We start from the raw sequence: 23,053 nt of genomic DNA, 5'->3' as shown, positions 1-23,053 counted from the left end.
TTTGGACCTGGAAACGAAGGGAGAAGCCCGGGATGCCACGCAAGCACCCGGAGCCAACAGGCGCACGATAATAATGATAAATATTCTCATATGCAAAAAAGCCCAGGCACAGCCACTGGCTGCCGGCGATGCGGGCGGATTGCCGAATGCCAGGTAGCGACACTACAATGCGAACAATTCTTGTTCTCTTGTGCGCCCTGCGGGTGCAGGAGCGTCCCGCTTGTCCCATTGCGCTACCGTCGAAGGCCTCTACCAGGCCCATCACAGCTGGCTGAACAACTGGTTGCGGCGTCGGCTCGGCTGCCCCCACAGCGCCGCCGACCTGGCCCAGGACACCTTTATCCGGGTGCTCAGCGCCCGGGAAACGCCGGCCCTGATCGAGCCCCGGGCGTTCCTCACCACCATCGCCAAACGCGTGCTGTGCAACCACTACCGCCGCCAGGACCTGGAGCGGGCCTACCAGGAAGCCCTGGCGCACATGCCGGAGCAACTGGCCCCCTCCGAGGAGGACCGGGCCATCATCCTGCAGACCCTGATGGAACTGGATGCCCTGCTCGACGGCCTGCCACGCCCGGTCAAGCGGGCCTTTCTGCTCTGTCAGCTCGACGGCCTGAGCTACGGCGAAATTGCCCGGGAGTTGAACATTTCCATTGCCACGGTCAAACGTCACCTGAACAAAGCCGCCATGCGTTGTTACTTCGCCCTGTGAGCGCCTCGATGAATCCACACCTCAATGGCCAGCCCGACTTCAGCAACGCCGTGGCTGAACAGGCCGTGCACTGGCTGATCGAAATGCAAGGCGGCCCCTTGAGCCCGCGCCAGCAAGCGGCCTGGCAGCAATGGCACGACGCCCATAGCGAACACCAGCGAGCCTGGGCGCATATCCAACGGGTCAATCAGCGCTTGCGCGGCGTGTCCTCGCCCCTGGCCCACGCGGCCTTGAATGCACCGAAATCCGCCAGCCGGCGCCAAGCGATGAAGCTGTTGCTGATGCTCGGTGCCGGCTCGGCCGCCGCCTGGGGCCTGCGGGAACACAACCCGCTGCCGCCGCTGTTGGCGGACTACCGCAGCGCCGTGGGCCAGCGGCGCACCTTGCAACTGAGCGATGGCAGCCAGTTGCAGCTCAACACCCGCAGCGCGGTGGATGTGCGCTTCGATGGACAACAACGACTGATCCGCCTGCTGGAGGGCGAGATCATGCTCAGCGCCGGCCAGGACGCCCGGCCGCTGCTGGTACAGACCGCCCAGGGGCAGGTCCGCCCCGCTGCCGCACGAATCAACCTGCGCCAGTTCAAGGAGCACAGTCAGCTGGCGGTGTTTTCCGGAACGGTCAGCGTGACGCCGGCGCACTACAGCGCAATGCCGCCTCAGGTAGCGGCCGGACAGCAACTGAATTTCACCCACAGCAGCTGGCAGCCGCCCCGGGCCCTGGATGCCGGCAGCGGTGCCTGGAGCGAAGGCATGCTGGTGGCGGCCCATATGCGCCTGGCGGATTTCCTCGACGAGTTGGGGCGCTACCGTCGTGGCCAGTTGAACTGCGATGCCCAGGTGGCGGACCTGCTGATCTCAGGCAGTTATCCGCTGGATGACAGCGAGCGGATTCTCGACCTGCTGGCCATCAGCCTGCCGGTCAGGGTGCGGCGTTTTACCCGCTATTGGGTCACGGTTGAGGCTCGGGCCTGATTGTCGGCAACCGCCATCCGTCGCTGGTTCTTTCGCTCAGGAAGATTTTTTTCATGGCCGTTGAGCCGTTTTGCCCGGCTCGGGTGACAGAGAGGGAAAGCCACCTTGATTCCCCCTTCTCAGGATCGCCGTTCATGACCGAGCACCCCACCCGCCTCACGCCCCTGGCCCGTACCCTGCGTCACCTGTTGCTGGGCGCCAGCCTGAGTCTTGCCAGCCTGCCCCAGGTCCTGGCCGCCACCACCGAGACCAAGCCCTACCACATTGCCCCGACCAGCCTGGAAAGCGCGCTGAACCAGTTCGGTCGTGCAGCCGGGGTGCTGATCTCCTTCGGCTCAGAGGTCACCCGTGGCGTGAAAAGCCGTGGCCTGGAAGGTAACTACAGCCCGGAACAGGGCCTCAAAGCCCTGCTGCAAGGCACCGGCCTGCAAGCCCGGCCCGAGGGCCAGAATGCCTTCAGCCTGCAACCGGCCAGCCCCGAGACAGCCCCGGCGTCGGTGCAACTGGAGGCTTCCAGCGTGGTCGGCGACTGGCTCGGCGATGCCCGGCAGGGCGATGTCTTCGAGCACCCCGGCGCCCGGGACGTGATCCGCCGGGACGAGTTCGAGCGCCAGGGCGCGACCCAGGCCCGGGACGTGCTCAATCGGATTCCCGGGGTCAATGCACCGGACAACAACGGCACCGGCAGCCACGACATGGCCCTGAACTTCGGCATCCGCGGCCTCAATCCGCGACTGGCCTCGCGCTCCACGGTGCTGATGGACGGCATCCCGGTGCCGTTCGCCCCCTACGGTCAGCCGCAGCTGTCGTTTGCCCCCATCAGCATGGGCAACATGGATGCCGTGGACGTGGTGCGCGGTGGTGGCGCGGTGCGCTACGGCCCGCAGAACGTCGGTGGCATCGTCAACTTCGTGACCCGGGCGATTCCCGACACACCGACGGTCAAGGGTGGTTTTCAGACCGAGACCAGCCCCTCCTCCAGCCACGACGGTTTCAAGACCAGCAGCAACCTGCTGGCCGGCGGCACCGCCGACAACGGCCTGGGGGGCGCCCTGCTGTATTCCGGCACCCGCGGCGGCGACTGGCGCGAACACAGCGACACACAGATCGACGACCTGATCCTCAAGGGCAAGTACCAGCTCGACGAGGCCAACAGCTTCAACGCCATGGCCCAGTACTACGAGGGTGAAGCGGACATGCCCGGCGGTCTGAACGTGGCGGACTACAAGGCCGACCCGTATCAGTCGACCCGCCCCTACGACAAGTTCTGGGGCCGGCGCACGATGTTCAACCTCGGCTATCGCTATCAGGAAGATCGCCGGGAGTTCAGCGTCAACAGCTTCTTCACCAAGACCCTGCGCAGCGGCTACCTGGACCAGGGCAGCTTCCTCTCCCTGTCGCCCCGGGAGTACTGGGTGCGAGGCCTGGAAACCCGCTTCGCCCAGGGCTTCGACCTGGGAGACAGCAGCCATGAAGTGGGCGTCGGCTATCGCTACATCAACGAAGCCGGGCATGAACTGCGCTACCGCACGCCGGTGACCGCCAACCAGGCACTGCCCAGCAGCAACAGCCGCAACGACCGGGATACCCGCGGCGGCACCGAGGCCCATGCGTTCTTCGTCGACGACCGGATCGATATCGGCAAGTGGACCCTGACCCCGGGGATCCGCTACGAGATGATCGAGTCCCAGCAGAGCAACAACCTCACCCACGTCAAATACCAGGGCGACTACAACACCGCCCTGCCGGCGCTGAATGTGCTGTATCACCTCAACGAGAGCTGGAACCTCTACGCCAACACCGAAGGCTCCTTCGGCAGCGTGCAGTACAGCCAGATGCCCAACCGCGTGGCCAGCGGCCAGGTCAAGCCGGAAAAGGCTCGCACCTGGGAACTGGGCACCCGCTATGACGATGGCACCCTGCGGGCGGAGATCGGGGCGTTCCTGATCAACTTCGACAACCAGTACGACAGCAACCAGACCAACGACACGGTGATCGCCCGGGGCGAAACCCGGCACCAGGGCATCGAGAGCAGCATCAACTACGCCCTGGACGGCCTCGATCCGGCGCTGGCCGGTTTCAATGTCTACGCCACCTATGCCTACGTCGACGCCACCATTCGTGAGGACGGCCCGAACCAGGGCAACCGCGTGCCCTTCTCGTCCAAGCACAAGGGGACACTGGGGGTGAGCTACACCGAAGGCCCATGGAAGCTCAACCTCGACAGCAGCTACCAGAGCAGCCAGTTCGCCGACAACGCCAACACGTCACGCGAAAGTGCCGACGGCAGCAACGGGCGCATCCCCGGCTACATGCTGTTCAGCACCCGGGCCGGCTACGACTTCGGCCCGCAGCTGTCGGACCTGAATGTGGCGGTGGGGGTGAAGAACATCTTCAACCACCAGTACTTCACCCGCTCCTTCGACGACAACAACAAGGGCAAGTACGTGGGTGAACCGCGCACTCTCTACGTGCAGACTTCGGTCGCGTTCTGATTCGTTTCGCCACAAAACAAAACGGGCCTGCAATGCAGGCCCGTCGTTGGGAGTGAAGCTCAGCCGTCAGCTATTGAGCGCGGCCTGTTGGTTTTCCAGGAATTCTTCTTCAAGCAGGGCATCGGCCTCGCTGCCATCGCTGCTGGGTACGGCCGCCGCACGTTTGCCGCGCAGTTTGCCGAACATGTGCTCCAGGGCGCTTTCCAGCTTGATGGTGGCACCATCGATGGCCTGTTCCAGGGTGTCGGCCTTGTGGGTCACGGAAATCGGTTGGTGACCTTTCGGACGGGCTTCCAGCTGGCAGCGCATATCGTCCGGACCCGACTTGCCGCCGTTCTCGTCCCGCAGGTGGACCACGACCCGGGTCAAATCTTCTTCGTAGCGTTCGAGCGTGCTTTCAACGGTGCTGCGCACCCACTCCTCCATCCGAAGGCTGCTTTGAATATGGTTATCGCTATGGACTTGGATTTGCATAGTTCTTCCCTTATTTCAGCTTGCTCGTAAGAGGGTCAAGGCAGGGCGTTTGGACCTGCGTTTCGTGACCTCTTGGTTACACAATTAGGCACGGCGACGAACATTTCAACCCCTAAAAAAAGATAAATATTCATACGCAAATAAACCCGGACAAACTGCAAAAGCGCTGTTACTGTCGGGAGTTAGCTCCACTCGGCTACTGCGCTTGCCCCCTCACAATTGCCCCTCTCCCAGAGGGTGCAGACCGCGAAAAATCTCCGCCTCCTCCACCAGCCAGTCATGCACCGCGCGTACGCCCGGATGACTCAGCGCGCCCGGCGCATAGAGCAGCACATAACGCTTGTGGTTAGGCACCGCCAGGCCGAAAGGCACGATCAGGGTGCCGCGCTCCAGCTCGTCGTTGAGCAGGGTGCGTCGGGCAATCGCCACGCCCATGCCGGCAATCGCCGCCTCGATGGTCAGGTGATTGCGGTTGAAGGTATGGCCACGGCGCACGTCCGCGCCCTCGAAACCGATGGCATTGAGGTAAAACTCCCATTCGGCGTATTCGTAGCTGCCGCGCCAGGCGGTGATGTCGTGCAACAGCGGAAAATGCGCCAGGTCTGCCGGGCCGTGCAGCGGCGGTCGGCCGCGCAAGAGGCTCGGGGCACACACAGGAAAGATCTGCTCATCCAGCAGCGCGGTGGATTGCAAACCGGGGTAGCTGCCGTCGTTCAGGTCGATGGCCAGATCGAAGTCGCCTTCGTGCAGGGCCACGCTGCTGTCTTCGGCCACCAGACGCAGCTGGATCTCCGGATAACGCTGCTGCAGCCGCGGCAGACGCGGGGTCAGCCACTTGCCAAGGAACGACGGGATCGAACGCAGGCGCAAGGTGCCGCTGATCATTCCCGCGTCCAGGCGCCGCAGTTCCGCATCGATGCTGCCGTAGGCCTCGCTCACCGTCAGCGCCAGCCGCTGGCCCTCGGCACTCAGCTCGACGCCCCGGGGCCGGCGATGAAACAGGCGCAGCCCCAGGCGCTCTTCCAACTGGCGAATCTGCTGGCTCACCGCGCCGGGGGTGATGTGCAGTTCTTCGGCACAGCGAGTGAAGGACAGGTGCCGCGCGGCACAGGAAAACACATGCAGCCAGACATAGGTCTGGGCATGAAACTGACGACTCATTGTTTAGTCCTGCTAAAGGATCTCTTAGGAATTTTCGTTGGTCAGCCGCGACCGACCCGGGCAGTATCGCCGACATTGCGCTTGGCCTACAAAAAATGGCAGCGATCCACCTTCCATTGCTTGTAAGGCTTTAGCATGGCTATCAGTGTTTTCGATCTTTTCAAAGTCGGTATCGGCCCCTCCAGCTCCCACACCGTAGGCCCGATGCGCGCCGCCGCCACCTTCGCCCAGGCACTGTTCGACCAGGGCCTGGAGCAGCAGGTGCAGCGGGTGCAAATCCGCCTCTACGGCTCGCTGTCGGCCACCGGCGTCGGCCATGCCACCGACCGCGCCAGCGTCATGGGCCTGATGGGCCAATGGCCAGACAGCATCGACCCCAGCAGCATCAACCCTTGCATAGCGCAACTGCGCGAAAGCGGCCAACTGCTGCTGGGCGGACGCACGCCCATCGCCTTTGACTGGCAGCAGGACTTGCTGCTGCTGGACGAAAGCCTGCCCTACCATCCCAACGCCATGTCCCTGAGCGCCTCCGGCGAGCAGGGCATGCTGCTGGAGCAGACCTACTACTCGGTGGGCGGTGGCTTCATCATCGAGGCCGCCCAGGTCGAGGCCGGTGCCGACGCCGCCGCCAGCGTCGAATTGCCTTACGACTTCAACAGCGCCGCCGAACTGCTGGCCCTGTGCAAGACCCACAAGCTGCGGGTCGGCGAACTGATGCTGGCCAACGAACGGGCCTGGCGCAGCGATGCGGAAATCCGCAGCGGCCTGCTGCATATCTGGTCGGTGATGCGTGAGTGCGTCGAACAGGGCCTGCGCCACGAAGGCACCCTGCCCGGCGGCCTCGACGTCCCGCGGCGCGCCGCCAAGCTGCACCGCAGCCTGCTGGAAATCGGCAAGCCGAACGTCATCACCTCGACGCTCTCGGCCATGGAGTGGGTCAACCTCTACGCCCTGGCGGTGAACGAGGAAAACGCCGCCGGCGGCCGCATGGTCACCGCCCCCACCAATGGTGCGGCGGGGATCATTCCGGCGGTGCTGCACTACTACATGAAGTTCAATCCCCAGGCCTGTGACGACGACGTCGTGAGCTTTTTCCTCGGCGCCGCGGCCGTGGGCATCCTGTGCAAGAAGAACGCTTCCATCTCCGGCGCCGAAGTCGGTTGCCAGGGTGAAGTGGGCTCGGCCTGCGCCATGGCCGCCGCCGGCCTGGCGGAAGTTCTCGGCGCCACGCCCGAGCAACTGGAGAACGCTGCCGAGATCGGCCTGGAACACAACCTCGGCCTGACCTGCGACCCGGTGGGCGGCCTGGTGCAAGTGCCGTGCATCGAGCGCAACGCGATTGCCGCGGTGAAGGCGATCAACGCCACCCAGATGGCCCTGCGCGGCAACGGCCAGCATTTCATTTCCCTGGACCGGGTGATCCGCACCATGCGCGATACCGGCGCCGATATGCACGACAAATACAAAGAAACTTCACGGGGCGGCCTGGCGGTGAGCTGGGTGGAATGCTGAGGAGCCTTGCCTGACCGTCCGTAAAACGTGAGCCCGAGCAAAAATAATAACGAGGCGATACCGATGACCGATGTACCGACACCTGCTGCCGAACACCCTGCTGTAGCCACACCCCGCGACACCGCGACAGCCCACCAGGGCTGGAGCAAGCACGACACCACCTGGATGCTCGGCCTGTATGGCACCGCCATCGGCGCCGGCACCCTGTTCCTGCCGATCAACGCCGGGGTCGGGGGCTTCTGGCCGCTGATCGTGCTGGCGCTGCTGGCCTTTCCCATGACCTTCTTCGCCCACCGCGGCCTGACCCGCTTCGTCCTCTCCGGACGCTCCGGGGACATCACCGAAGTGGTCGAGGAACATTTCGGGATCGGCGCCGGCAAGCTGATCACCCTGCTGTACTTCTTTGCCATCTTCCCGATCCTGCTGGTGTACAGCGTGGCCCTGACCAACACCCTGGGCAGTTTCATGGAGCACCAGCTGCACATGACGCCACCGCCCCGGGCGCTGCTGTCGCTGCTGCTGATCCTCGGCCTGATGGCCATCGTGCGTTGCGGCCAGGGCGTGATCGTGCGGGCCATGAGCCTGCTGGTCTATCCGTTCGTCGCCGCCTTGCTGCTTCTGGCCCTGAGCCTGATCCCCAACTGGAACGGCGCCTTCTTCGCCTCGGCCAGCGAAGGCATGGCCCTGCCGCTGTTCTTCAAGACCCTGTGGCTGGCGATTCCGGTGATGGTGTTTTCCTTCAACCACTCGCCGATCATCTCGGCCTTCGCGGTGGACCAGAAGCGCCAGTACGGTGCCCTGGCCGAGCGCAAGAGCAGCGGCATCCTGGCCACTGCCCACGGCATGATGGTGCTGACGGTGATGTTCTTCTGCTTCAGCTGTGTGCTGGCCCTGTCGCCGGCGGACCTGGTGGCGGCCAAGGAACAGAACATCTCGATCCTGTCCTACCTGGCCAACCACTTCCAGACCCCGGTGATTGCCTACGCCGCGCCGCTGATCGCCCTGGTGGCCATTACCAAGTCGTTCCTGGGCCACTACATCGGCGCCAGCGAAGGCTTCCAGGGGCTGATCGTGAAAAGCCTGCGCAGCCGCGGCCGTGTCCTCTCGGCCGGCAAGCTGGAAAAGATCACCGCGCTGTTCATGGTCCTCACCTGCTGGGCCGTGGCCACCTTCAACCCAAGCATCCTCGGCATGATCGAAACCCTGGGCGGCCCGGTGATTGCCTGCCTGCTGTTTTTGATGCCGATGTACGCGATCCAGCGGGTGCCTTCACTGCGCCAGTACTCGGGCCAGCTGTCGAACCTGTTCGTGGTGTTGATCGGCCTGATCGCACTGTCTGCGATCATTTACTCGTTCCTGCCCTGAAACGGACCGGAATAAAAAAAGCGGACCTTGCGGTCCGCTTTTTTATCCCTGCAATCATTGCCTCCCGCGGTTCCCGGCATGCCCCTTGCTTTGTTCGTCCTTGAGCCACACGGACGTAGACAAACCTCGGCGAACGACCGGCCAGTGGTCTGGAATCGCGAACCTATTGCGCGCCCTGCCGGTCAATGACTGCACGACCCAATCAAGCGGTGAGGCATCATGGACAACCCCTTCCAACTGATTACCGACACCTTCACCCCGGACTATCAGGTCAACCTGAGCATCCAGGGCCTGGACGGCAGCATCATGCTGACCCTGTCCCAGGCCGGTCGGGTGGTGGCCAAACGCATCATCAGCGCGGCCCAGCGCAATGACCCGCAACGCATCAAGCGCCTGGTGCAGAGCATCCAGTTCGGCATCGCCATCGAACAGGGCCACAGCGCCGTGGCCATCCTCGAAGCCATGACCAACGGCGACAACCTGGCGCAGTTGCCGCCCGCCGGCCACAAGCCCGCGCCCCAGGCCCTGAGGATTTAAAGCTCGCCCTTCTCCACTTCAGGGTGCTCGCCGGAGCCGGCGCCGAGCTTGCGCTGCGGATGCTCGATCTTCACCGAGGGAAATTGCGACGAGGCGTAGCGCACCACCAGAATGGCGAAGGCCAGCAACAGGATGCCGCCGCACAGGTAGATGATCCCCAGGTCCGGCGGGTTGTGGTGGGAAACGTTGGAGATCAGCAGCCGGGTCAGCGCGGTGATCGCCACGTAGATCAGGAAGCGCACCGGCATGTGGTTGGTCTTGAAGTAGATACCGACCATCGCCCCCAACTCCAGGTAGATGAACAACAGCAGGATGTCATCGATCTTGATGTGCCCTGCCTCGATCATCTGCAAGAATTCCATCACCGCGGCCCAGGCGGTCACCGCACCAATGGCGAACAGCGCCAGGTAATGAAATGTCTCGACGAACAGGTTGCCCAGGGATTCGGCCAACTGATGGACGTTCTGCCGCAGGTTCTCGGCCCAATTGATTTTCACGATGGTACTTCCTTAGGTCGGTTCGACCGGATGATGCGGATTGGACGTGACGGTTGTTCTGCATGCAGAAAAAAGGCCAGGAGCCGTCAATGAGATGGTGGCCACTTGCAACGAGGCACGGCCCGGTAACAATCGGCCCGGGAAAAAAAATCCGTCTACATTAAAAAGCCACTATCCAAGGGAAAAGGATTCGCCTATTCTCTCGACCTGTATATAGATACAGTGTTTATACAGACCCATTATCGTGAAGGCATGTGAGGTGGTGAATGGCCGTCGAAGTGGTATACCGCAGCAGCCGAGATCTGGAGCGCTTGTTCATGGATAAAGCCGAAGCTGACCGTCATGACAAAATGCTCGAACTGGCTGAATTGCTGGCGCAAGTGTTGCAGAAAGCCGTGCCGTCGTTGAGCGAGCAGCAGGTGGAAGAAGCCGGGATCTACATGGCGAAAAATCGCGATGTGTTCGCCAAGGCATTCAAGAGCCAGCCGGATGCGTTGTCCGAGTTGCTCAGCGCCCCCGCCCCCGTGGTGGAAGCGGTCGAGGCGCAGCAACCTGCCGAAGCCGAGGCGCCAGCCAAACCGGCGAAAGCGGCCAAGGCGGCAAAGTAGGTTTCACGCGAATTGAATCAGCCCTGTGTCCATGACCCAGGGCTTTTTTCATGCCTGCGGATAACCGAAAGCGGCGTGCACAACGGCCGCTCAAATGGCCCTTGGTCCTGGCAACTCGGGCAGATCGAGAGACTGGCCACGCAGTATGGAAGTGATCTTGCGCACAAAGGTCACCGGCAAATCAGTCGATTCGCCAAACAGGTCGACAAGGCCAACCTCCACCGCGCTGTCGACGAGGCTGGAGAACGCCTCGGTCTCCGAGGGCGGTATCAGAGCGACAAGGTCCTGTGGCCAGTCATCCCCGCGACCATTCAACGCCAGCAAGGCCCCGGCCCGCTCCCAGGCCAGTACAGAACCCCTGTCCGGATAATCCTTGAGGTGCCGGATCAGCGCATCGACAGCGCAATGGCGAATGCCCTTCCCCTGGCAGTACGCCTCCAGGCAGGTCGCAGCGTATCGCTGCAGATCCCTGACTGAACACTCGGCAAACGTTTTGTCCGCATCTGCCACGGTCATTGCCCAACGCCCCATACCCTGCAACCTGCCGAGCAATGGCCGGACGCGATATCCATGGCTTCCAGGATTCGGTCCTCGGCCGCATCGGATGCATCAAGCCTGAGTAATGCCAGGTAGTTGTACACCGCCGCCGCCGAAAAGCCCCGGTCCCGGTACAGCACAAGAATATTGCGCACCGACTCTATATCCGCCCCTGCCCGCAACAGGCAAGACAGCTGCTCATCCAGCCCACTATCCAGTGCTTCACGCATCGTCGAATACATTCCTTGTCCATTGGGCCTGCCAGGGGGCGGGTTCAGCGCCGCGTTTTCGGGGCCAGATACTACAGAGGGCGTGGGCAAGGATGAAGGCCTGGGCCTAGCGATACAGCACCCGCTCCGCCAGCTCATCGGCCACCCGCGCCGGGGAGCGTTTTTCCGCCTGGGCGTGGGCGAAAACTTCGGTCAGCCGTGAACTGATCTTCGAGAGGTGGGCGGTGATGGTCGACAGCTCCTCGCCCCGGTGCTTGAGCGAGACATAAATCAGCCCGCCAGCATTGATCACGTAATCCGGCGCATAAAGGATGCCGCGACGTTCAAGCTGGTCGGCCACCTCCAGGTTGGTCAGTTGGTTGTTGGCCGACCCCGCCACCGCCGCGCAGCGCAATTGCGCCACGCTATGACTGTTGAGCACGGCCCCCAGGCCGCACGGCGCAAGGATGTCGCAGGGGGTGCTGAGCAGCGCATCGTTGGCAATCGGATGGGCGCCCAGTTGCTCCATGGCCAGTTGCACCTTGCCGGCATCGATGTCGCTGACCAGCAGTTCGGCCCCGACCGCATGCAGTTGTTCGGCCAGGGCGAAGCCGACGTTGCCCAGGCCCTGGATCGCCACCCGCAGGCCTTCCAGGTTGTCGCTGCCCAGGCGCGCCATGGCCGTGCTGCGGATGCCGGCGAACACCCCCATGGCAGCGTGGGGCGAAGGATCGCCGGCAGCGCTGGTGCTGGTGACATAGCGAGTCTGCTGGGCGATGCAGTCCATGTCGGCCACCGAGGTGCCGCTGTCGATGGCGGTGATGTAGCGGCCGTCCAGTTGCTCGACGCAGCGGCCAAAGGCCTCGAACAGCGCGGCGCGATTTTCCACATGGGCCGGGCGGATGATCACCGCGGTACCGCCACCTTGCGGCAATCCGGCCAGGGCGGCCTTGTAACTCATGCCCCGGGCCAGGCGCGCGGCATCTTCCACGGCACTGGTGGCGTCGGGATAGGCCAGATAACGGCAACCGCCCAGGGCGGGCCCCAGGCGGTTGTTGTGGATGGCGATCACTGCCTTCAACCCGGTGCTGGGGTCGACGCTGAGGTGCAGCGATTCAAGGCGGGTGCTGTGCATGAGAGCAAACATCGACAGGCTCCCGAATCACTTCTGGTAGTCGCCAGTATAGGCTTGCGCCTGGAATTTGCTGCGCCGCGCAGGAATAAGCCGAGAGTGTTTGCAGGCATTGGGAAATAACCTGCAACCACCTGTGTCAGCACTGGACGAAGCGGCGCCACGAGGCTAAAACGAGGCATCCGTCGGAGGTTGAGATGAACCCGCGCCAAGCCTTTTTCGCCTGCCTGCACCGCTCGCCGCCCGCTCTGCTGGAGGCGGCCCTGTGGATTGCCGCCGAACACGCCCCGCAACTGGTCCCCGAACGCCAGCTGGAAGCCTTCAAGGAAATCCAACTGCAGATCGGCCACAGCCTGCCCCCTCTGCCGGCAAACGAACTGGGCCAGCCGCTGTTGCGCCGGATGAACGACCTGGGCTTCCAGCAGGACGAACACCTGCCCCTGCGGCCCCAGGCAGCGCTGATGGACAAGGTCCTGGAGACGCGCCGCGGACAGCCCCTGGCCCTGGCGCTGATCGCCCTGGAGCTGGCGCAACGCTTGCAGATTCCCCTGGTGGGCGTGAACTTCCCCGGGCACTTCCTGCTGCGGGTGCCCGGCGCCGATCATTTGCTCGATCCCTGCGGCGGACGCCGCTTGTACCCCGCCGACTGCCGGGAACTGCTGCAACGCCAATACGGTGCCCACATCAAGCTCAGTGCCGAACACCTGGTCAGCGCCGAGCCCACGCAGATGTTCCAGCGCCTGTCGCGCAACCTGCGCCAGTTGCACCTGTCCTACGACGACCACCTGGGGGCCCTGATCAATGCCGAGCGCGTACTGGAGCTGGGCAATGGCACCGCCGCCGACTACCTGGCCCGGGCCAGCCTCTACCAGCGCCTGGAATGCCCGAATGCCGAGCGCTTCGACCTGGAGCACGCCCTGCTGCTCAGCGACGACCCGATCCAGCGCCTGCGCCTGACCGAACGCCTGGGGCACCTGCCGCCCAACACCATCGTGCACTGAATCCCCCCGCGGTTCCGCGCCTGCCGTGCAACAATGCCCGCCGCCCACCCGCCTGCTGCAAGGATGAAAAAGCATGAACAGCGCCGAACGCTTCCTCCAGGATTTCCACCAGCGCCACCCCGGCACCACGCCACCGGCCTTCGCCGGGCTGAGCCTGGCAGGGCGTGGTTCCTCCTACGACATACTGGCAACCACCCTCAAGGCCCTGCCACCCGAGGCGCGGGTGCTGGACCTGGGTTGCGGCGACGGTTTCCTGCTCGACCTGCTGGCCAGGCACCACCCCACGGCACGGTTGCTCGGGGTCGACATGAGCGCCACCGAATTACAGGCGGCCCATGTGCGCCTGGCGGGCCGGGGCCTGCTGCTGGAGGAGCGGGCGCAAGCCCTTTCCCTCGCCAGCGCCAGCGTCGACGCGGTGCTTTCCCACCTGGCGCTGATGCTCATGAGCGATATCGAGCAGGTGCTGCAGGAGGCTCATCGAGTGCTGGTCCCGGGCGGCCAACTGTCAGCGGTGGTCGGCCGGAAATTTCTCCTCGGGGAACTGGGCCAGCACTACCTGCAGGTGTTCCGCGCCGCCGCCCGACGCGACCACCTGGCGCACCTGCCCCTGGTGGACCCACGGGCGCAGTCGGAGGATGGCTGGCGGCAACTGCTGGGTCGGCACTTCACCGCGCTGCACTTCGAAGACTTGGACCTGCCCTGGACGCCAACCTTCGAGGAACTCTGGGTTGCCCTCGGCGACACCTACGACCTGGATCGCCTGAGCCCTGCCAACCGCGCCAGGATGAAGCAGGAGCTGCACGACGCCACCCGGCACTTGCAATGCGCAGACGGCACCCTGCCCACCGGCTGGGGGCTGTTGCTGATACAGGCCAGGGCCGCATGACAGCAGCGCCCGGGCTCTGGCAGGATGGGCGGCTAACTCCAGGGAACGGACACAGCATGCTCATCAGAAAAGCCCACGGCGCCGACGCGCAACGGGTCTTCGACATTCGCAACCAGGCCATCAACCAGCAGTGCGCCGGCCATTACCCCGAAGCGGACCTCCAGGTCTGGACGGCTGGCGAACTGAGCGACTACTTCATCGAAGTGGTGGAAAACACCGGCCATGTCGCGGTCATCGACAATCAGGTGACCGCCAGCGGCATGCTCGACCTGGAGACCGGGCAGGTCGACGCGGTGTTCGTCGACCCGGCCTACATGGGACGCGGCATCGGCCGCAAGATGATGGAGTACCTCGAAGAACGGGCGCTGGAGGCCGAGTTGCCCCACCTGATCCTGGACTCGACCCTCAACGCCGCCGACTTCTATCGCCGCTGTGGCTTTGTCGGTGAGCGCATCGCCCAGTACCAGTCGCCCCGGGGCCTGACCCTGGCCTGCGTGCCGATGATCAAGCACCTGGCACGCTGAACCACCCCGCCCCTCAGGACTTGAGCGGGGCCTGCCGTTGCACGGCCGGCCCCGCCTCACCCGAGGCCGACGCCAGGGGCGAACGCACCTGGATGATCAACAACGCCGCAAGCAGGGCCGGAATCCCACAGAAGAAGAAAATCTGCTGCACCGGAATATGCATCGCCAGCAGCATGCTGCCGAACAGCGGACCGAGGATCGAACCGAAACGCCCCACGCCCAAAGCCCAGCCGGTGCCGGTGGCGCGCACCTGGGCCGGGTAGAAGTTGCTGGCGAAGGCATTCAGGGTCAGCTGGCCACCGATGATGCAAAAGCCCGCGGCAAACACGAACAGCACCAGGTAGCGCGGGTTGTCGTGGTTCAGCCCCAGCAGCACGGTGCACAGCGCAGCCGCCGCGAGCACCACCGCCAGCAGGCGCACCTTGCGTTTCAGGCGGTCGGCGAACCAGGCCATGCAGATCGCGCCGAGGGTGCCGGCGAAGAGGAACATCGAGGTCACCAGGTTGGCCTGCTGCAGCGCCAGGCCACTCTCCAGCAGCAGCGTCGGCAGCCAGCTGATCATGAAATACAGCAGGATCAAGCTGACGAAAAAGGTCGACCAGATCAGCAGGGTCGGCCGCGCATAACCGTGGAGAAACAGTTCCAGCACCGTGAGCTTGCTGTCCGCCTGCGCTTCGTCGCGGCCCAGCTCGGCAGCCGGCGGCTGCCAACCCGGAAGCATCTGTGCGGTGAGCTTGCGCAGCCGCGCATAAGGCGGTGCATCGCGCAGCAGCCGCGGCAGCGATTCGGGCAAGCGCCAGAGCAGGAAAGGAAACAACAGCAGCGGGGTGATGCCACCGGCAAGGAACACCGCCTCCCAACCAAAGCGATCGATGAAGCCGGCGGCCACAAAACCACCGGCAGCACCGCCAAAGGAGAAACCACAGGCCGCCAGGGTGACCATCAGGGTGCGCAGGCGCGGCGGCGAGTATTCCGACATCAGCGCCATGGCGCTGGGCATCGCCCCACCCATGCCGATGCCGCAGATAAAGCGCGCCACCATCAGGCTCTGCAGAGAATGGGCGAACACCATCAGCACCGTCAGGCTGGCGTAGATCAGCACACAGCAAAGCAGGATGCGCCGCACGCCAAAACGGTCCGCCAGGGGCGTCACTGCCAGGGAGCCCAGGGTCAGGCCCAACAGGTTGGCGCTGAACACCGGGCCGAAGGCAGCCTTTTCCAGGCCCCAGTTCTGAGCCAGGGCCGGCACCACATACCCCAGGACCTGGGCATCGTAGCCATCGGTGACCAACAGCAAGGCGAGAAGCAACAGGAGCAACCACTGGTAGCGGGACACCGGGCGGGCGTCGAGCGCCGCGCGAAAGCTGGCAATCTGATTTTGCATCGCAAGGTACCTGTTCGGTTTTTTATGGTGATGGGCAGCGGTGTTGCACAGGTCACCGGTGGTGACCGCTCGGGCCCCCTTGCGGGGCCCGGGTGATGCGGATGCCGCGCGGCCCCGGATGCCGGGGCCGCGCGCAGGCTCAGGCCGGGGTGTCCGGCTGGTTGGCCGGGTGCGCGGCCTGGAACGCCGGGTGTTCGGCCGCCAGGGCCGCGACCCGGAGAATCCGCGGGTAGTTTTCCAGGGACACCTTGAAACGCTCGGCCGCGTACAGCTGGGGAATCAGGAACACATCGGCCAGCCCCGGCTCGGCGCCGAAACAGAACCCCTGATCGCCGATCAGCTGTTCCAGGGCCGCCAGGCCCTGGCTGATCCAGTGGTCGATCCACACCAGCAACTGTTCTTCCTCATGCCCCCACTCGCGCAGCAGATTGAGGGTGCTGGAGTTGTGCAGCGGATGGACGTCGCAGCCGATGATCGCCGCCACCGCCCGTTCCCGGGCACGGCTGGCCAGGTCCTCGGACAGCAGCGGCACCTGTGGATAACGTTCCTCCAGGTACTCGATGATCGCCAGGGACTGGATCAACAGGTCGCCGTCATCGGTGCGCAGCGCCGGTACCCGCCCCTGGGGGTTGATCTCCAGGTATTCCGGCTGGCGGTTGGCGCCGCCCTTGGGCACCAGCAGGTTGACCGGGATGGCCTGGAAATCCAGGCCCTTGAGGGCCAGGGCAATTCGCACCCGATAGGACGCGGTGGAACGGTAGTAGGTATAGAGCTGCATGGGGCTCTCCCTTAACGCGCCGGTTGGACCGTGCCACGGCATTCGCCGAAGCCGATGGAGGCGAAGCCTTCGCGGCGGCAACGCCCGCGCAGGATGATTTCATCGCCGTCTTCGAGGAACTTGCGCACCTCGCCGGAGGCCAGCTCGATGGGTTTCTTGCCGCCCTCGGTGATTTCCAGCAGGCTGCCGAACTGGCCGCTCTGCGGACCGGACAAGGTGCCCGAACCAAACAGGTCGCCCGCCTGCAACTGGCAACCGTTGACGCTGTGGTGCGCGACCATCTGGGCCACGGTCCAGTACATGTACTGGGTGTTGCTCAGGGTCAGGCGGTGAGCCGGCAGGCCCTGCTCGCGCATGGCCTGGGTGATCAGCAGCACTTCCAGTTCGATGTCGAAGCCGCCAGCGGCCTGGTCGCGCGGGTCCAGCAGGTACGGCAGCGGTTGCGGATCGCCTTCCGGACGCTGCGCCTGGGCCTGGCGAAACGGCTCCAGGGCTTCGGCGGTCACCACCCAGGGCGAAATGCTGGTGATGAAGCTCTTCGACAGGAACGGGCCCAGCGGCTGGTATTCCCAGGCCTGGATATCCCGCGCCGACCAGTCGTTGAGCAGGCAGAAGCCGGCGATGTGCTCGGCGGCGTCGCCAATCGCGATCGGCTCGCCCATCTCGTTGCCCTGGCCGATCCAGATCCCCAGCTCCAGCTCGTAGTCCAGCCGCGCGCAGGGGCCGAAGGTCGGCTCGCTCTGCCCGGCCGGCAGGGTCTGGCCCTTGGGCCGGCGCACGTCGGCACCGGAAACCCGGATGGTCGAGGCCCGGCCGTGATAACCGATGGGCACGTACTTGTAGTTGGGCAGCAGGGGGTTGTCGGGGCGGAACAGCTTGCCGACGTTCTGCGCGTGCTCGATGCCCACATAGAAGTCGGTGTAGTCATTGATCTTGGCCGGCAGGTGCATCTGGCAATCGGCCGCCAGGGGCAGCAGTTTTGCGCCCAGGGCCTCGATCTTGCCGCGCAGGCTGCTGCCTTCGCCGAGCAACTCCAGCAGGCGCTCACGCAGGGCGACCCGGGCCGGGCGGCCGAGCTCGAAGAACGCGTTCAACTGACCACCACGGGCGGCTTGCACCGCGGCCTTGGCCTGGCCTTCGAACAGGCCGGCGTCCAGCGCCGCTTCCAGGTCGAAAATCTGTTCGCCGATGGCGACCCCGCTGCGGGGCGCCGAACCCTGGGTGCTGAAGACGCCCAGGGGCAGGTTCTGCAACGGGAAGTCGGGGTGACCGTTGGCGGACTCGACCCAGCTACGGGTGATGGTGGGCAAGGTCATGGGTTATCTCCGATTCGGGTTGAAGGTGACGGGCAGCGAGGCCCAGCAAGCATCGTAGTCGTTCTGCAGCTCCGGGCATTCCAGGGCGAACTGGCTCGGGCGCAGCACCTGGCTGGTTTCGAACATGAAGGCCATGGTGTTGTCGATCTTGGCCGGCTGCAGCTCGACGTTGATCGCCTTGGTGCAGGTTTCGCCGTCCGGGCCGTGGGCGCTCATGCAGCTGTGCAGCGACGCCCCGCCGGGCAGGAAGCCTTCGGCCTTGGCATCGTAGGCGCCCTGGATCAGGCCCATGAACTCGTTCATCAGGTTGCGGTGGAACCACGGTGGACGGAAGGTGTTCTCGGCCACCATCCAGCGTGGCGGGAAGATCACGAAATCCAGGTTGGCCAGGCCCGGCACGCTGGTGGGCGAGGTCAAGACGGTGAAGATCGACGGGTCCGGGTGGTCGAAGCTGACCGTGCCGATGGTGTTGAAACGGCGCAGGTCGTATTTGTACGGCACGTTGTTGCCGTGCCAGGCGACGACGTTCAGCGGCGAGTGGTCGAGCTCGCAGCCCCAGAGTTCGCCGAGGTATTTCTGGATGAGCGTGGTGGGCTGGCGCAGGTCTTCGTAATGGGCCACCGGCGCCAGGAAGTCGCGAGGGTTGGCCAGGCCGTTGCTGCCAATGGGCCCGAGGTCCGGCAGGCGCAACGGCGCACCGTGGTTCTCGGCAACGTAGCCACGGGCTTGCGGGTCCAGCAGCTCGACGCGGAATTTCAGGCCGCGAGGCAGCACGGCGATCTCCAGCGGCTCCAGCTGCAGCACACCCAACTCGGTGACGATGCGCAGGCGGCCCAGTTCCGGCACCAGCAGCAACTCGCCATCGGCGTTGAAGAACACCCGCTCCATCGAGCGGTTGGCGCGGTAGTGATAGACGCTGATACCGGCTGGATGCTGCGCCGCCGAGTTGGCCACCATGGCCACCAGGCCGTCGATGAAGTCGGTGGGCTCGCCAGGTATCTGCAAGGGGCTCCAGCGCAGGCGGTTGGGGGTGACTTCACCCAACGGGCCGCCTGCCAGTTGCCGCGCCAGCTTGGCAAAAGCCGGGTGCTTGGCCGAAGGCTGGATGCGGTACATCCAGGTGCGCCGGGCTTCGCTGCGGGTCATGGTGAAGGCGGTGCCGGAAAACAGTTCGGCGTACAGGCCGTAAGGGGCTTTTTGCGGGGAGTTCTGGCCGACGGGCAGTGCGCCCGGCAGGGCTTCGCTGGCGAATTCATTGCCGAAGCCCGATTGGTAGCTGAGGGCCGACGCCGAAGAATCGAGGTTCATGGAGCCTCCTGGAAGTTGGAATAGGCAGGGGCCCACTACTCCTTCACAAGAGTTATCGGCACGCCTGGGTTATTTTTATCGTAATCCAATTACGCATAACGTAATTTGATTGCCTATGAGCGTCAAGCTATAAAGACCGCCACTTGTCACGGGACCCCGACACCTCCATGGAAAAGCCGCGCAGCACCAGCGACAGCACCGGTAAACAGAAAGTCCGCTCGGCCGAAGTCGGCACCGACATCCTCAAGGCCCTGGCCGAACTGTCACCGGCCACTTCTCTTTCGCGCCTGGCCGAACATGTGCAGATGCCGGCGAGCAAGGTGCACCGTTATCTGCAGGCGTTGATCGCCAGCGGTTTTGCCGAGCAGAACACCGCCACCAATCATTACGGCCTGGGTCGCGAAGCCCTGCGGGTCGGCCTCGCGGCCCTGGGCAGCATGGATGTGCTGAAGGTCGGCGCCCTGCCCCTGGCGGAACTGCGGGATGAGCTGAACGAAACCTGCTTCCTTGCGGTGTGGGGCAACCAGGGCGCGACCGTGGTGCACATCGAACCGGCGGTACGGGCGGTGACCGTGGTCACTCAACTGGGTTCGGTGCTGCCGCTGCTCAGTTCATCCACCGGCCTGGTGTTCAACGCCTACCTGCCACAACGGGAAACCCTCGACCTGCGTCAGCAGGAACTGGCCGGCAGCGAGCCCCATGCACTGGCCGATCCCCAGGTTCACGATGCACTGGCGCAGCAGATTCGCCAGCGCGGCCTGCACCATGTCCACGGCCTGCTGATGCCCGGGGTCGATGCGCTGTCGGCCCCGGTGTTCGATGCCACCGGCAAGATCGCCGCCGTGCTGACCGTGGTGGGACCGACTTCGCTGTTTCACGCCGATGAACATGGGCCGGCGGCCCAGCGCCTGCTGGCGGCCAGCGCCGCCGTGAGCTGGCGCATGGGTTATCAGCCGCAGCCCGAGTAACCGCCCCCCCTCAGCTCATCAGCCCCAGGGCCTGGGCCTTGGCCACGGCCTGGGTGCGCCGCTCCACCCCCAGCTTGCTGTGGATCCTGCGGCCGTGGGTCTTCACCGTGTGCAGAGAGATGAACAACTGCTCGGCAATCTGCTGGTTGGAGCAGCCCTGGGCGATCAATTGCAGCACCTGCAGCTCCCGCAGGCTGAGCAGGCTCTCGTGATGCTCTGGCGGCGCCTGGGCCGCCATGGCTGGCGGGCTGTCGGCTGGCGCCAGCAAGCCGGGTTGCCGCAGGCGCAACTCGTGCAGGGCGTGGGGCTGATTGCAGCGCGCCGCCAGTTCCTGTCCGGCCTGCAGGGCCTGGGCCGCCAGAGCCTGATCGTCGAGCCTGAAGGCCACCTCGGCCAGCACCAACTGCACCTGGACCTCCAGGCCCAGCATGCCGTGGCGCCGGGCCCGGGCCAGCAGCCCCTGCAAGCTGGCCACCGGTGCCTGGGCCCGCCCCAGATGCACCTCGGCCAGCACCAGCAGGCATTCGATACTCGGGATCAGCTCCAGACTGGCCGGCGGCGCCTGCAGTGCCTGGGGCCCGCGATAATGCCGCAGTACCCGACTCAGGGCTTCGTGAGCCAGATCCGCCCGCCCCTGCTGCAGCCAGAGCTGGCTGCTGACCTGCAACAGCACGCCACGGTAGACGCTGTCCGGGATCTGCCGTTGCTGCATCAGTCGCTCGGCGTCTCGCAGGCGGACGAAGGCCTGGGCGTAGTCGCCCTGGTTGGCCGCCAACTGCGCCTCGCCGAGAAAGCCATACAAGGCGCGCTTGTCATGACTGACCAGGCAATCCTCAAGGCCCCGGCGAAAATACCCGGCCGCTTGCTGATCCTGTCCCTGGCGCAGGGCCAGACGCCCCAGGCGCAAGGCCAGGCGCCCCAGCAGGGGCGTGGCCCGCAGCGCTTGCCCGGACAATCGCTCGAGCACCTGCTCCAGCAGGCTTTGCGCCCGATGCGGCGCGCCGCGTTGTTCCAGCAGTTGGGCATGGTCGAGTTCCAGCAGGCCCTCGAACAACTGCGCATCCTGGGCCCGGGCCAGGCACAGGGCTTGCCGATTGAGGGACTGGGCCACATCCAGCTCGCCGCACAGCAACGCTTGCTGGGTCAGGCCGGACAAACACAGCAAGCGGATGGTCCAGGCGCTGTCGTCCAACTCGTTCAGGGCTTCGCGAAAGTGCTGCCGCGCGGCCTCCATGCGCCCGCCCAGATGCAACAGCCAGCCCTGCTGCGCCTGCCAGCGGGCCAGCAGCTGGCGCTGGTCGGCGGCCGACGCCTGCGGCGTGAAACGGGCCATCTGGGCCATGCACTGCCCGGCCTGCTCGAAGCGTCCGGCAAACAGCATGGCCGCCACCAGCAGCCCCAGTAACTGCGGACTGCCCAGCAACAGCTCGGCGCCCTGGCGTTCGTGCAGTTGCAACAGCAGCAAGCCATTGTGGCGCTGGAACAGGAACTCGACATTGAAGTGCTCCAGCAGGCTGACCGCCACTTCATACTCCTGGGCCAGCAGCGCCTGTTCAAAGGCCGACTGCCAATCCTCCTGGGCGGTAAACCACTGGCAGGCCCGGCGATGCCAGGAGCGTCCCGCAGGCCAGGCCTCATCGCGCATCAGCCGGGCCAGGGGCGCAAACACCTGCAGCCAGTCGGCACCGCCTTCCCAGGGTTCGATAAAGCAGCCCAGGTCCTGCAGGGTCCGCAGGTACCGGGCCCCTTCTCCGGCGCCGAACAGGTGCTCGCACAGCTCGGCATTGAACCGCGGCATATGGGCCAGCACTTGCCAGACTTCCGCCAGTTCCGCCGACAGCACGCTGAACAGCTCGTGCTCCAGGTATTCGAGCAAGGTGTTGGGACGCCCGGGCTTGCAGGGTTGGCTGACCCACTCGCTGCCGTCGAGCAAGGCGATACGCACCCCCGCGCACCAGCCACCGCTGCGTTGCAGGACGCGGCTGGCGGTCTGGGCGCACAACGGCTGCGGCAGGCGCTGCAGCAAGCGCTCGATATCGTCCTGGCTGAACGCCAGGGCGCTGCCGTCCAGTTCATGCAGCTGGTCGTCCAGCAACAGTCGTGGCCAGTTGCATTGAGGCCGGCGGCGACTGCCGATCCACCAGGTGAGCGCGGGGTTGTCGACGCTCAGCAAGCGGTCCAGCAGCAGGTCCAGATCGGCCGCCGGCAGCCGGCAATAGTCATCGAGACACAGCCAGGCCGGGCCCGGCAGCTGGGCCAGATGAGCCAGCAGCGCAGCCGGTTCGGCAGCGGCCAGGCCCAACGCCTGGGCCAGGGCGCGACACAGGTCCTCGGGCGTCTGCCGGGTGCCGCCCAGGGGCAACCAGATGACCCGGCAGCCCTCGGGGGCCTGCTGCAGGCATTCGCTGAGCAGTGCGGTCTTGCCGCTGCCGGCGGGGGCGCACAACAATTTGACCCGCGCGCTGGAGAGCAGCAGGGGCTCACTCAAGTGGCGGCGTGGAGAATGATGGGAAGACAAACGGGGCATGAACCCGGGACGCTCTAGACAACGAGTCATGGCAGTCATTGCGGCGAGCCTTTTTATAGTTTTTGCCAGCGTGCCCCCACCCTAGCCCCGACCTCCCGGCCTGTTGAAGAAGTATTCAGCGGGCTGATCCCCTGCCATAAAAAAGGCGACC

At 64.8% G+C, this 23,053-nt stretch carries 21 protein-coding genes and 1 pseudogene; 11 read left to right on the top strand and 11 right to left on the bottom strand.

All coding sequences use genetic code 11. The annotated features are described in order from the left end of the window. The first annotated feature begins 220 nt into the window (after positions 1-220). The 3 genes from POS17_RS04945 to fecA all read left to right on the top strand — a co-directional run bounded on the left by POS17_RS04945 (position 221) and on the right by fecA (position 4,178). Entirely contained in the window at positions 221-709 is a 489-nt protein-coding gene (locus POS17_RS04945) for a sigma-70 family RNA polymerase sigma factor (protein ID WP_060837604.1), read from the top strand. Between the two features lie 8 nt (positions 710-717). Continuing rightward, entirely contained in the window at positions 718-1,683 is a 966-nt protein-coding gene (locus tag POS17_RS04940) for a FecR domain-containing protein (protein WP_060837603.1), read from the top strand. Between the two features lie 134 nt (positions 1,684-1,817). Next, entirely contained in the window at positions 1,818-4,178 is a 2,361-nt protein-coding gene (fecA, locus tag POS17_RS04935; protein ID WP_060837602.1) for a TonB-dependent Fe(3+) dicitrate receptor FecA, read from the top strand. A 66-nt stretch (positions 4,179-4,244) separates the two neighbouring features. On the opposite strand, the gene POS17_RS04930 is transcribed toward fecA, so the two are convergent. Both POS17_RS04930 and POS17_RS04925 read right to left on the bottom strand, forming a co-directional pair. Beyond that, the gene (locus POS17_RS04930) at positions 4,245-4,652 is read right to left on the bottom strand and encodes an HPF/RaiA family ribosome-associated protein (RefSeq protein WP_060837601.1); all 408 of its coding nucleotides are present in this window, start codon (positions 4,650-4,652) and stop codon (positions 4,245-4,247) included. 213 nt (positions 4,653-4,865) lie between these two features. After that, positions 4,866-5,813: a LysR substrate-binding domain-containing protein gene (locus tag POS17_RS04925; protein WP_060837600.1), complete on the bottom strand. Its 948-nt coding sequence runs from the start codon at positions 5,811-5,813 to the stop codon at positions 4,866-4,868. Between the two features lie 135 nt (positions 5,814-5,948). Here POS17_RS04925 and POS17_RS04920 point away from each other — a divergent pair, with 135 nt between their 5' ends. The 3 genes from POS17_RS04920 to POS17_RS04910 all read left to right on the top strand — a co-directional run bounded on the left by POS17_RS04920 (position 5,949) and on the right by POS17_RS04910 (position 9,227). Further along, on the top strand, positions 5,949-7,325 hold the full coding sequence (locus POS17_RS04920; protein WP_060837599.1) for an L-serine ammonia-lyase: 1,377 nt from the start codon (positions 5,949-5,951) through the stop codon (positions 7,323-7,325). 63 nt (positions 7,326-7,388) lie between these two features. Then, positions 7,389-8,690, top strand: a complete 1,302-nt coding sequence (locus tag POS17_RS04915; RefSeq protein ID WP_060837598.1) for a serine/threonine transporter — start codon at positions 7,389-7,391, stop codon at positions 8,688-8,690. Positions 8,691-8,909: 219 nt separating this feature from the next. After that, positions 8,910-9,227 carry a DUF3509 domain-containing protein gene (locus POS17_RS04910; RefSeq protein ID WP_060837597.1) on the top strand — a complete coding sequence of 106 codons (318 nt, stop codon included), beginning with the start codon at positions 8,910-8,912 and terminating at the stop codon, positions 9,225-9,227. On the opposite strand, the gene POS17_RS04905 is transcribed toward POS17_RS04910, so the two are convergent. After that, the gene (locus POS17_RS04905) at positions 9,224-9,724 is read right to left on the bottom strand and encodes a phosphate-starvation-inducible protein PsiE (RefSeq protein WP_016968029.1); all 501 of its coding nucleotides are present in this window, start codon (positions 9,722-9,724) and stop codon (positions 9,224-9,226) included. The genes POS17_RS04910 and POS17_RS04905 overlap by 4 nt on opposite strands. 266 nt (positions 9,725-9,990) lie before the next feature. On the opposite strand from POS17_RS04905, the pseudogene POS17_RS04900 reads away from it, so the two are divergent. Further along, positions 9,991-10,245: pseudogene (locus POS17_RS04900) on the top strand (YebG family protein); the annotation flags it as partial. 177 nt (positions 10,246-10,422) lie between these two features. On the opposite strand, the gene POS17_RS04895 reads toward POS17_RS04900, so the two are convergent. The 3 genes from POS17_RS04895 to POS17_RS04885 form a co-directional block, all read right to left on the bottom strand. Next, the gene (locus POS17_RS04895) at positions 10,423-10,848 is read right to left on the bottom strand and encodes a hypothetical protein (protein ID WP_060837595.1); all 426 of its coding nucleotides are present in this window, start codon (positions 10,846-10,848) and stop codon (positions 10,423-10,425) included. Then, positions 10,845-11,099 carry a hypothetical protein gene (locus POS17_RS04890; protein ID WP_060837594.1) on the bottom strand — a complete coding sequence of 85 codons (255 nt, stop codon included), beginning with the start codon at positions 11,097-11,099 and terminating at the stop codon, positions 10,845-10,847. The genes POS17_RS04895 and POS17_RS04890 overlap by 4 nt, the downstream gene beginning before the upstream one ends. 106 nt (positions 11,100-11,205) lie before the next feature. After that, positions 11,206-12,225, bottom strand: coding sequence for a Leu/Phe/Val dehydrogenase (locus POS17_RS04885; protein WP_060837593.1), 1,020 nt, complete (start codon positions 12,223-12,225; stop codon positions 11,206-11,208). Between the two features lie 182 nt (positions 12,226-12,407). Here POS17_RS04885 and POS17_RS04880 point away from each other — a divergent pair, with 182 nt between their 5' ends. The 3 genes from POS17_RS04880 (at position 12,408) to POS17_RS04870 (ending at position 14,621) form a co-directional block, all read left to right on the top strand. Next, the gene (locus tag POS17_RS04880) at positions 12,408-13,211 is read left to right on the top strand and encodes a SirB1 family protein (protein WP_060837592.1); all 804 of its coding nucleotides are present in this window, start codon (positions 12,408-12,410) and stop codon (positions 13,209-13,211) included. A 73-nt stretch (positions 13,212-13,284) separates the two neighbouring features. After that, positions 13,285-14,097 carry a class I SAM-dependent methyltransferase gene (locus tag POS17_RS04875; protein WP_060837591.1) on the top strand — a complete coding sequence of 271 codons (813 nt, stop codon included), beginning with the start codon at positions 13,285-13,287 and terminating at the stop codon, positions 14,095-14,097. Positions 14,098-14,153: 56 nt separating this feature from the next. Beyond that, complete coding sequence (locus POS17_RS04870; protein WP_015634198.1) at positions 14,154-14,621, top strand: GNAT family N-acetyltransferase; 468 nt, start codon at positions 14,154-14,156, stop codon at positions 14,619-14,621. 13 nt (positions 14,622-14,634) lie between these two features. Here POS17_RS04870 and POS17_RS04865 read toward each other — a convergent pair whose 3' ends face one another. The 4 genes from POS17_RS04865 to hmgA form a co-directional block, all read right to left on the bottom strand. Beyond that, on the bottom strand, positions 14,635-16,005 hold the full coding sequence (locus tag POS17_RS04865; protein WP_060837590.1) for an MFS transporter: 1,371 nt from the start codon (positions 16,003-16,005) through the stop codon (positions 14,635-14,637). Positions 16,006-16,144: 139 nt separating this feature from the next. Then, on the bottom strand, positions 16,145-16,783 hold the full coding sequence (maiA, locus tag POS17_RS04860; RefSeq protein WP_060837589.1) for a maleylacetoacetate isomerase: 639 nt from the start codon (positions 16,781-16,783) through the stop codon (positions 16,145-16,147). Positions 16,784-16,794: 11 nt separating this feature from the next. Then, positions 16,795-18,099 carry a fumarylacetoacetase gene (gene fahA, locus POS17_RS04855; RefSeq protein WP_060837588.1) on the bottom strand — a complete coding sequence of 435 codons (1,305 nt, stop codon included), beginning with the start codon at positions 18,097-18,099 and terminating at the stop codon, positions 16,795-16,797. 3 nt (positions 18,100-18,102) lie between these two features. After that, positions 18,103-19,407, bottom strand: coding sequence for a homogentisate 1,2-dioxygenase (gene hmgA, locus POS17_RS04850; protein WP_060837587.1), 1,305 nt, complete (start codon positions 19,405-19,407; stop codon positions 18,103-18,105). A 167-nt stretch (positions 19,408-19,574) separates the two neighbouring features. On the opposite strand from hmgA, the gene POS17_RS04845 reads away from it, so the two are divergent. Then, positions 19,575-20,375: an IclR family transcriptional regulator gene (locus POS17_RS04845; RefSeq protein ID WP_060837586.1), complete on the top strand. Its 801-nt coding sequence runs from the start codon at positions 19,575-19,577 to the stop codon at positions 20,373-20,375. Between the two features lie 10 nt (positions 20,376-20,385). On the opposite strand, the gene POS17_RS04840 is transcribed toward POS17_RS04845, so the two are convergent. Continuing rightward, a complete protein-coding gene (locus POS17_RS04840) occupies positions 20,386-22,941 on the bottom strand; it encodes a LuxR C-terminal-related transcriptional regulator (RefSeq protein ID WP_060837585.1) in 2,556 nt (851 codons plus the stop codon). Positions 22,942-23,053: the final 112 nt, after the last annotated feature.

Origin of the sequence: Pseudomonas sp. Os17, assembly GCF_001547895.1 — a bacterium.
Lineage (GTDB): Bacteria > Pseudomonadota > Gammaproteobacteria > Pseudomonadales > Pseudomonadaceae > Aquipseudomonas.
The sequence above is the reverse complement of the archived record's forward strand: the minus strand, read 5'-3'. Positions and strand labels throughout refer to the sequence as shown.

Excerpts from the sequence above, each read along its gene's own strand:
- POS17_RS04940 (WP_060837603.1), top strand. The coding sequence starts at position 718 with ATGAATCCACACCTCAATGGCCAGCCCGACTTCAGCAACGCCGTGGCT.
- fecA (WP_060837602.1), top strand. The coding sequence starts at position 1,818 with ATGACCGAGCACCCCACCCGCCTCACGCCCCTGGCCCGTACCCTGCGT.
- POS17_RS04930 (WP_060837601.1), bottom strand. The coding sequence starts at position 4,652 with ATGCAAATCCAAGTCCATAGCGATAACCATATTCAAAGCAGCCTTCGG.
- POS17_RS04925 (WP_060837600.1), bottom strand. The coding sequence starts at position 5,813 with ATGAGTCGTCAGTTTCATGCCCAGACCTATGTCTGGCTGCATGTGTTT.
- POS17_RS04920 (WP_060837599.1), top strand. The coding sequence starts at position 5,949 with ATGGCTATCAGTGTTTTCGATCTTTTCAAAGTCGGTATCGGCCCCTCC.
- POS17_RS04915 (WP_060837598.1), top strand. The coding sequence starts at position 7,389 with ATGACCGATGTACCGACACCTGCTGCCGAACACCCTGCTGTAGCCACA.
- POS17_RS04910 (WP_060837597.1), top strand. The coding sequence starts at position 8,910 with ATGGACAACCCCTTCCAACTGATTACCGACACCTTCACCCCGGACTAT.
- POS17_RS04895 (WP_060837595.1), bottom strand. The coding sequence starts at position 10,848 with ATGACCGTGGCAGATGCGGACAAAACGTTTGCCGAGTGTTCAGTCAGG.
- POS17_RS04890 (WP_060837594.1), bottom strand. The coding sequence starts at position 11,099 with ATGCGTGAAGCACTGGATAGTGGGCTGGATGAGCAGCTGTCTTGCCTG.
- POS17_RS04885 (WP_060837593.1), bottom strand. The coding sequence starts at position 12,225 with ATGTTTGCTCTCATGCACAGCACCCGCCTTGAATCGCTGCACCTCAGC.
- POS17_RS04880 (WP_060837592.1), top strand. The coding sequence starts at position 12,408 with ATGAACCCGCGCCAAGCCTTTTTCGCCTGCCTGCACCGCTCGCCGCCC.
- POS17_RS04875 (WP_060837591.1), top strand. The coding sequence starts at position 13,285 with ATGAACAGCGCCGAACGCTTCCTCCAGGATTTCCACCAGCGCCACCCC.
- POS17_RS04870 (WP_015634198.1), top strand. The coding sequence starts at position 14,154 with ATGCTCATCAGAAAAGCCCACGGCGCCGACGCGCAACGGGTCTTCGAC.
- POS17_RS04865 (WP_060837590.1), bottom strand. The coding sequence starts at position 16,005 with ATGCAAAATCAGATTGCCAGCTTTCGCGCGGCGCTCGACGCCCGCCCG.
- maiA (WP_060837589.1), bottom strand. The coding sequence starts at position 16,783 with ATGCAGCTCTATACCTACTACCGTTCCACCGCGTCCTATCGGGTGCGA.
- fahA (WP_060837588.1), bottom strand. The coding sequence starts at position 18,099 with ATGACCTTGCCCACCATCACCCGTAGCTGGGTCGAGTCCGCCAACGGT.
- hmgA (WP_060837587.1), bottom strand. The coding sequence starts at position 19,407 with ATGAACCTCGATTCTTCGGCGTCGGCCCTCAGCTACCAATCGGGCTTC.
- POS17_RS04845 (WP_060837586.1), top strand. The coding sequence starts at position 19,575 with ATGGAAAAGCCGCGCAGCACCAGCGACAGCACCGGTAAACAGAAAGTC.
- POS17_RS04840 (WP_060837585.1), bottom strand. The coding sequence starts at position 22,941 with ATGACTGCCATGACTCGTTGTCTAGAGCGTCCCGGGTTCATGCCCCGT.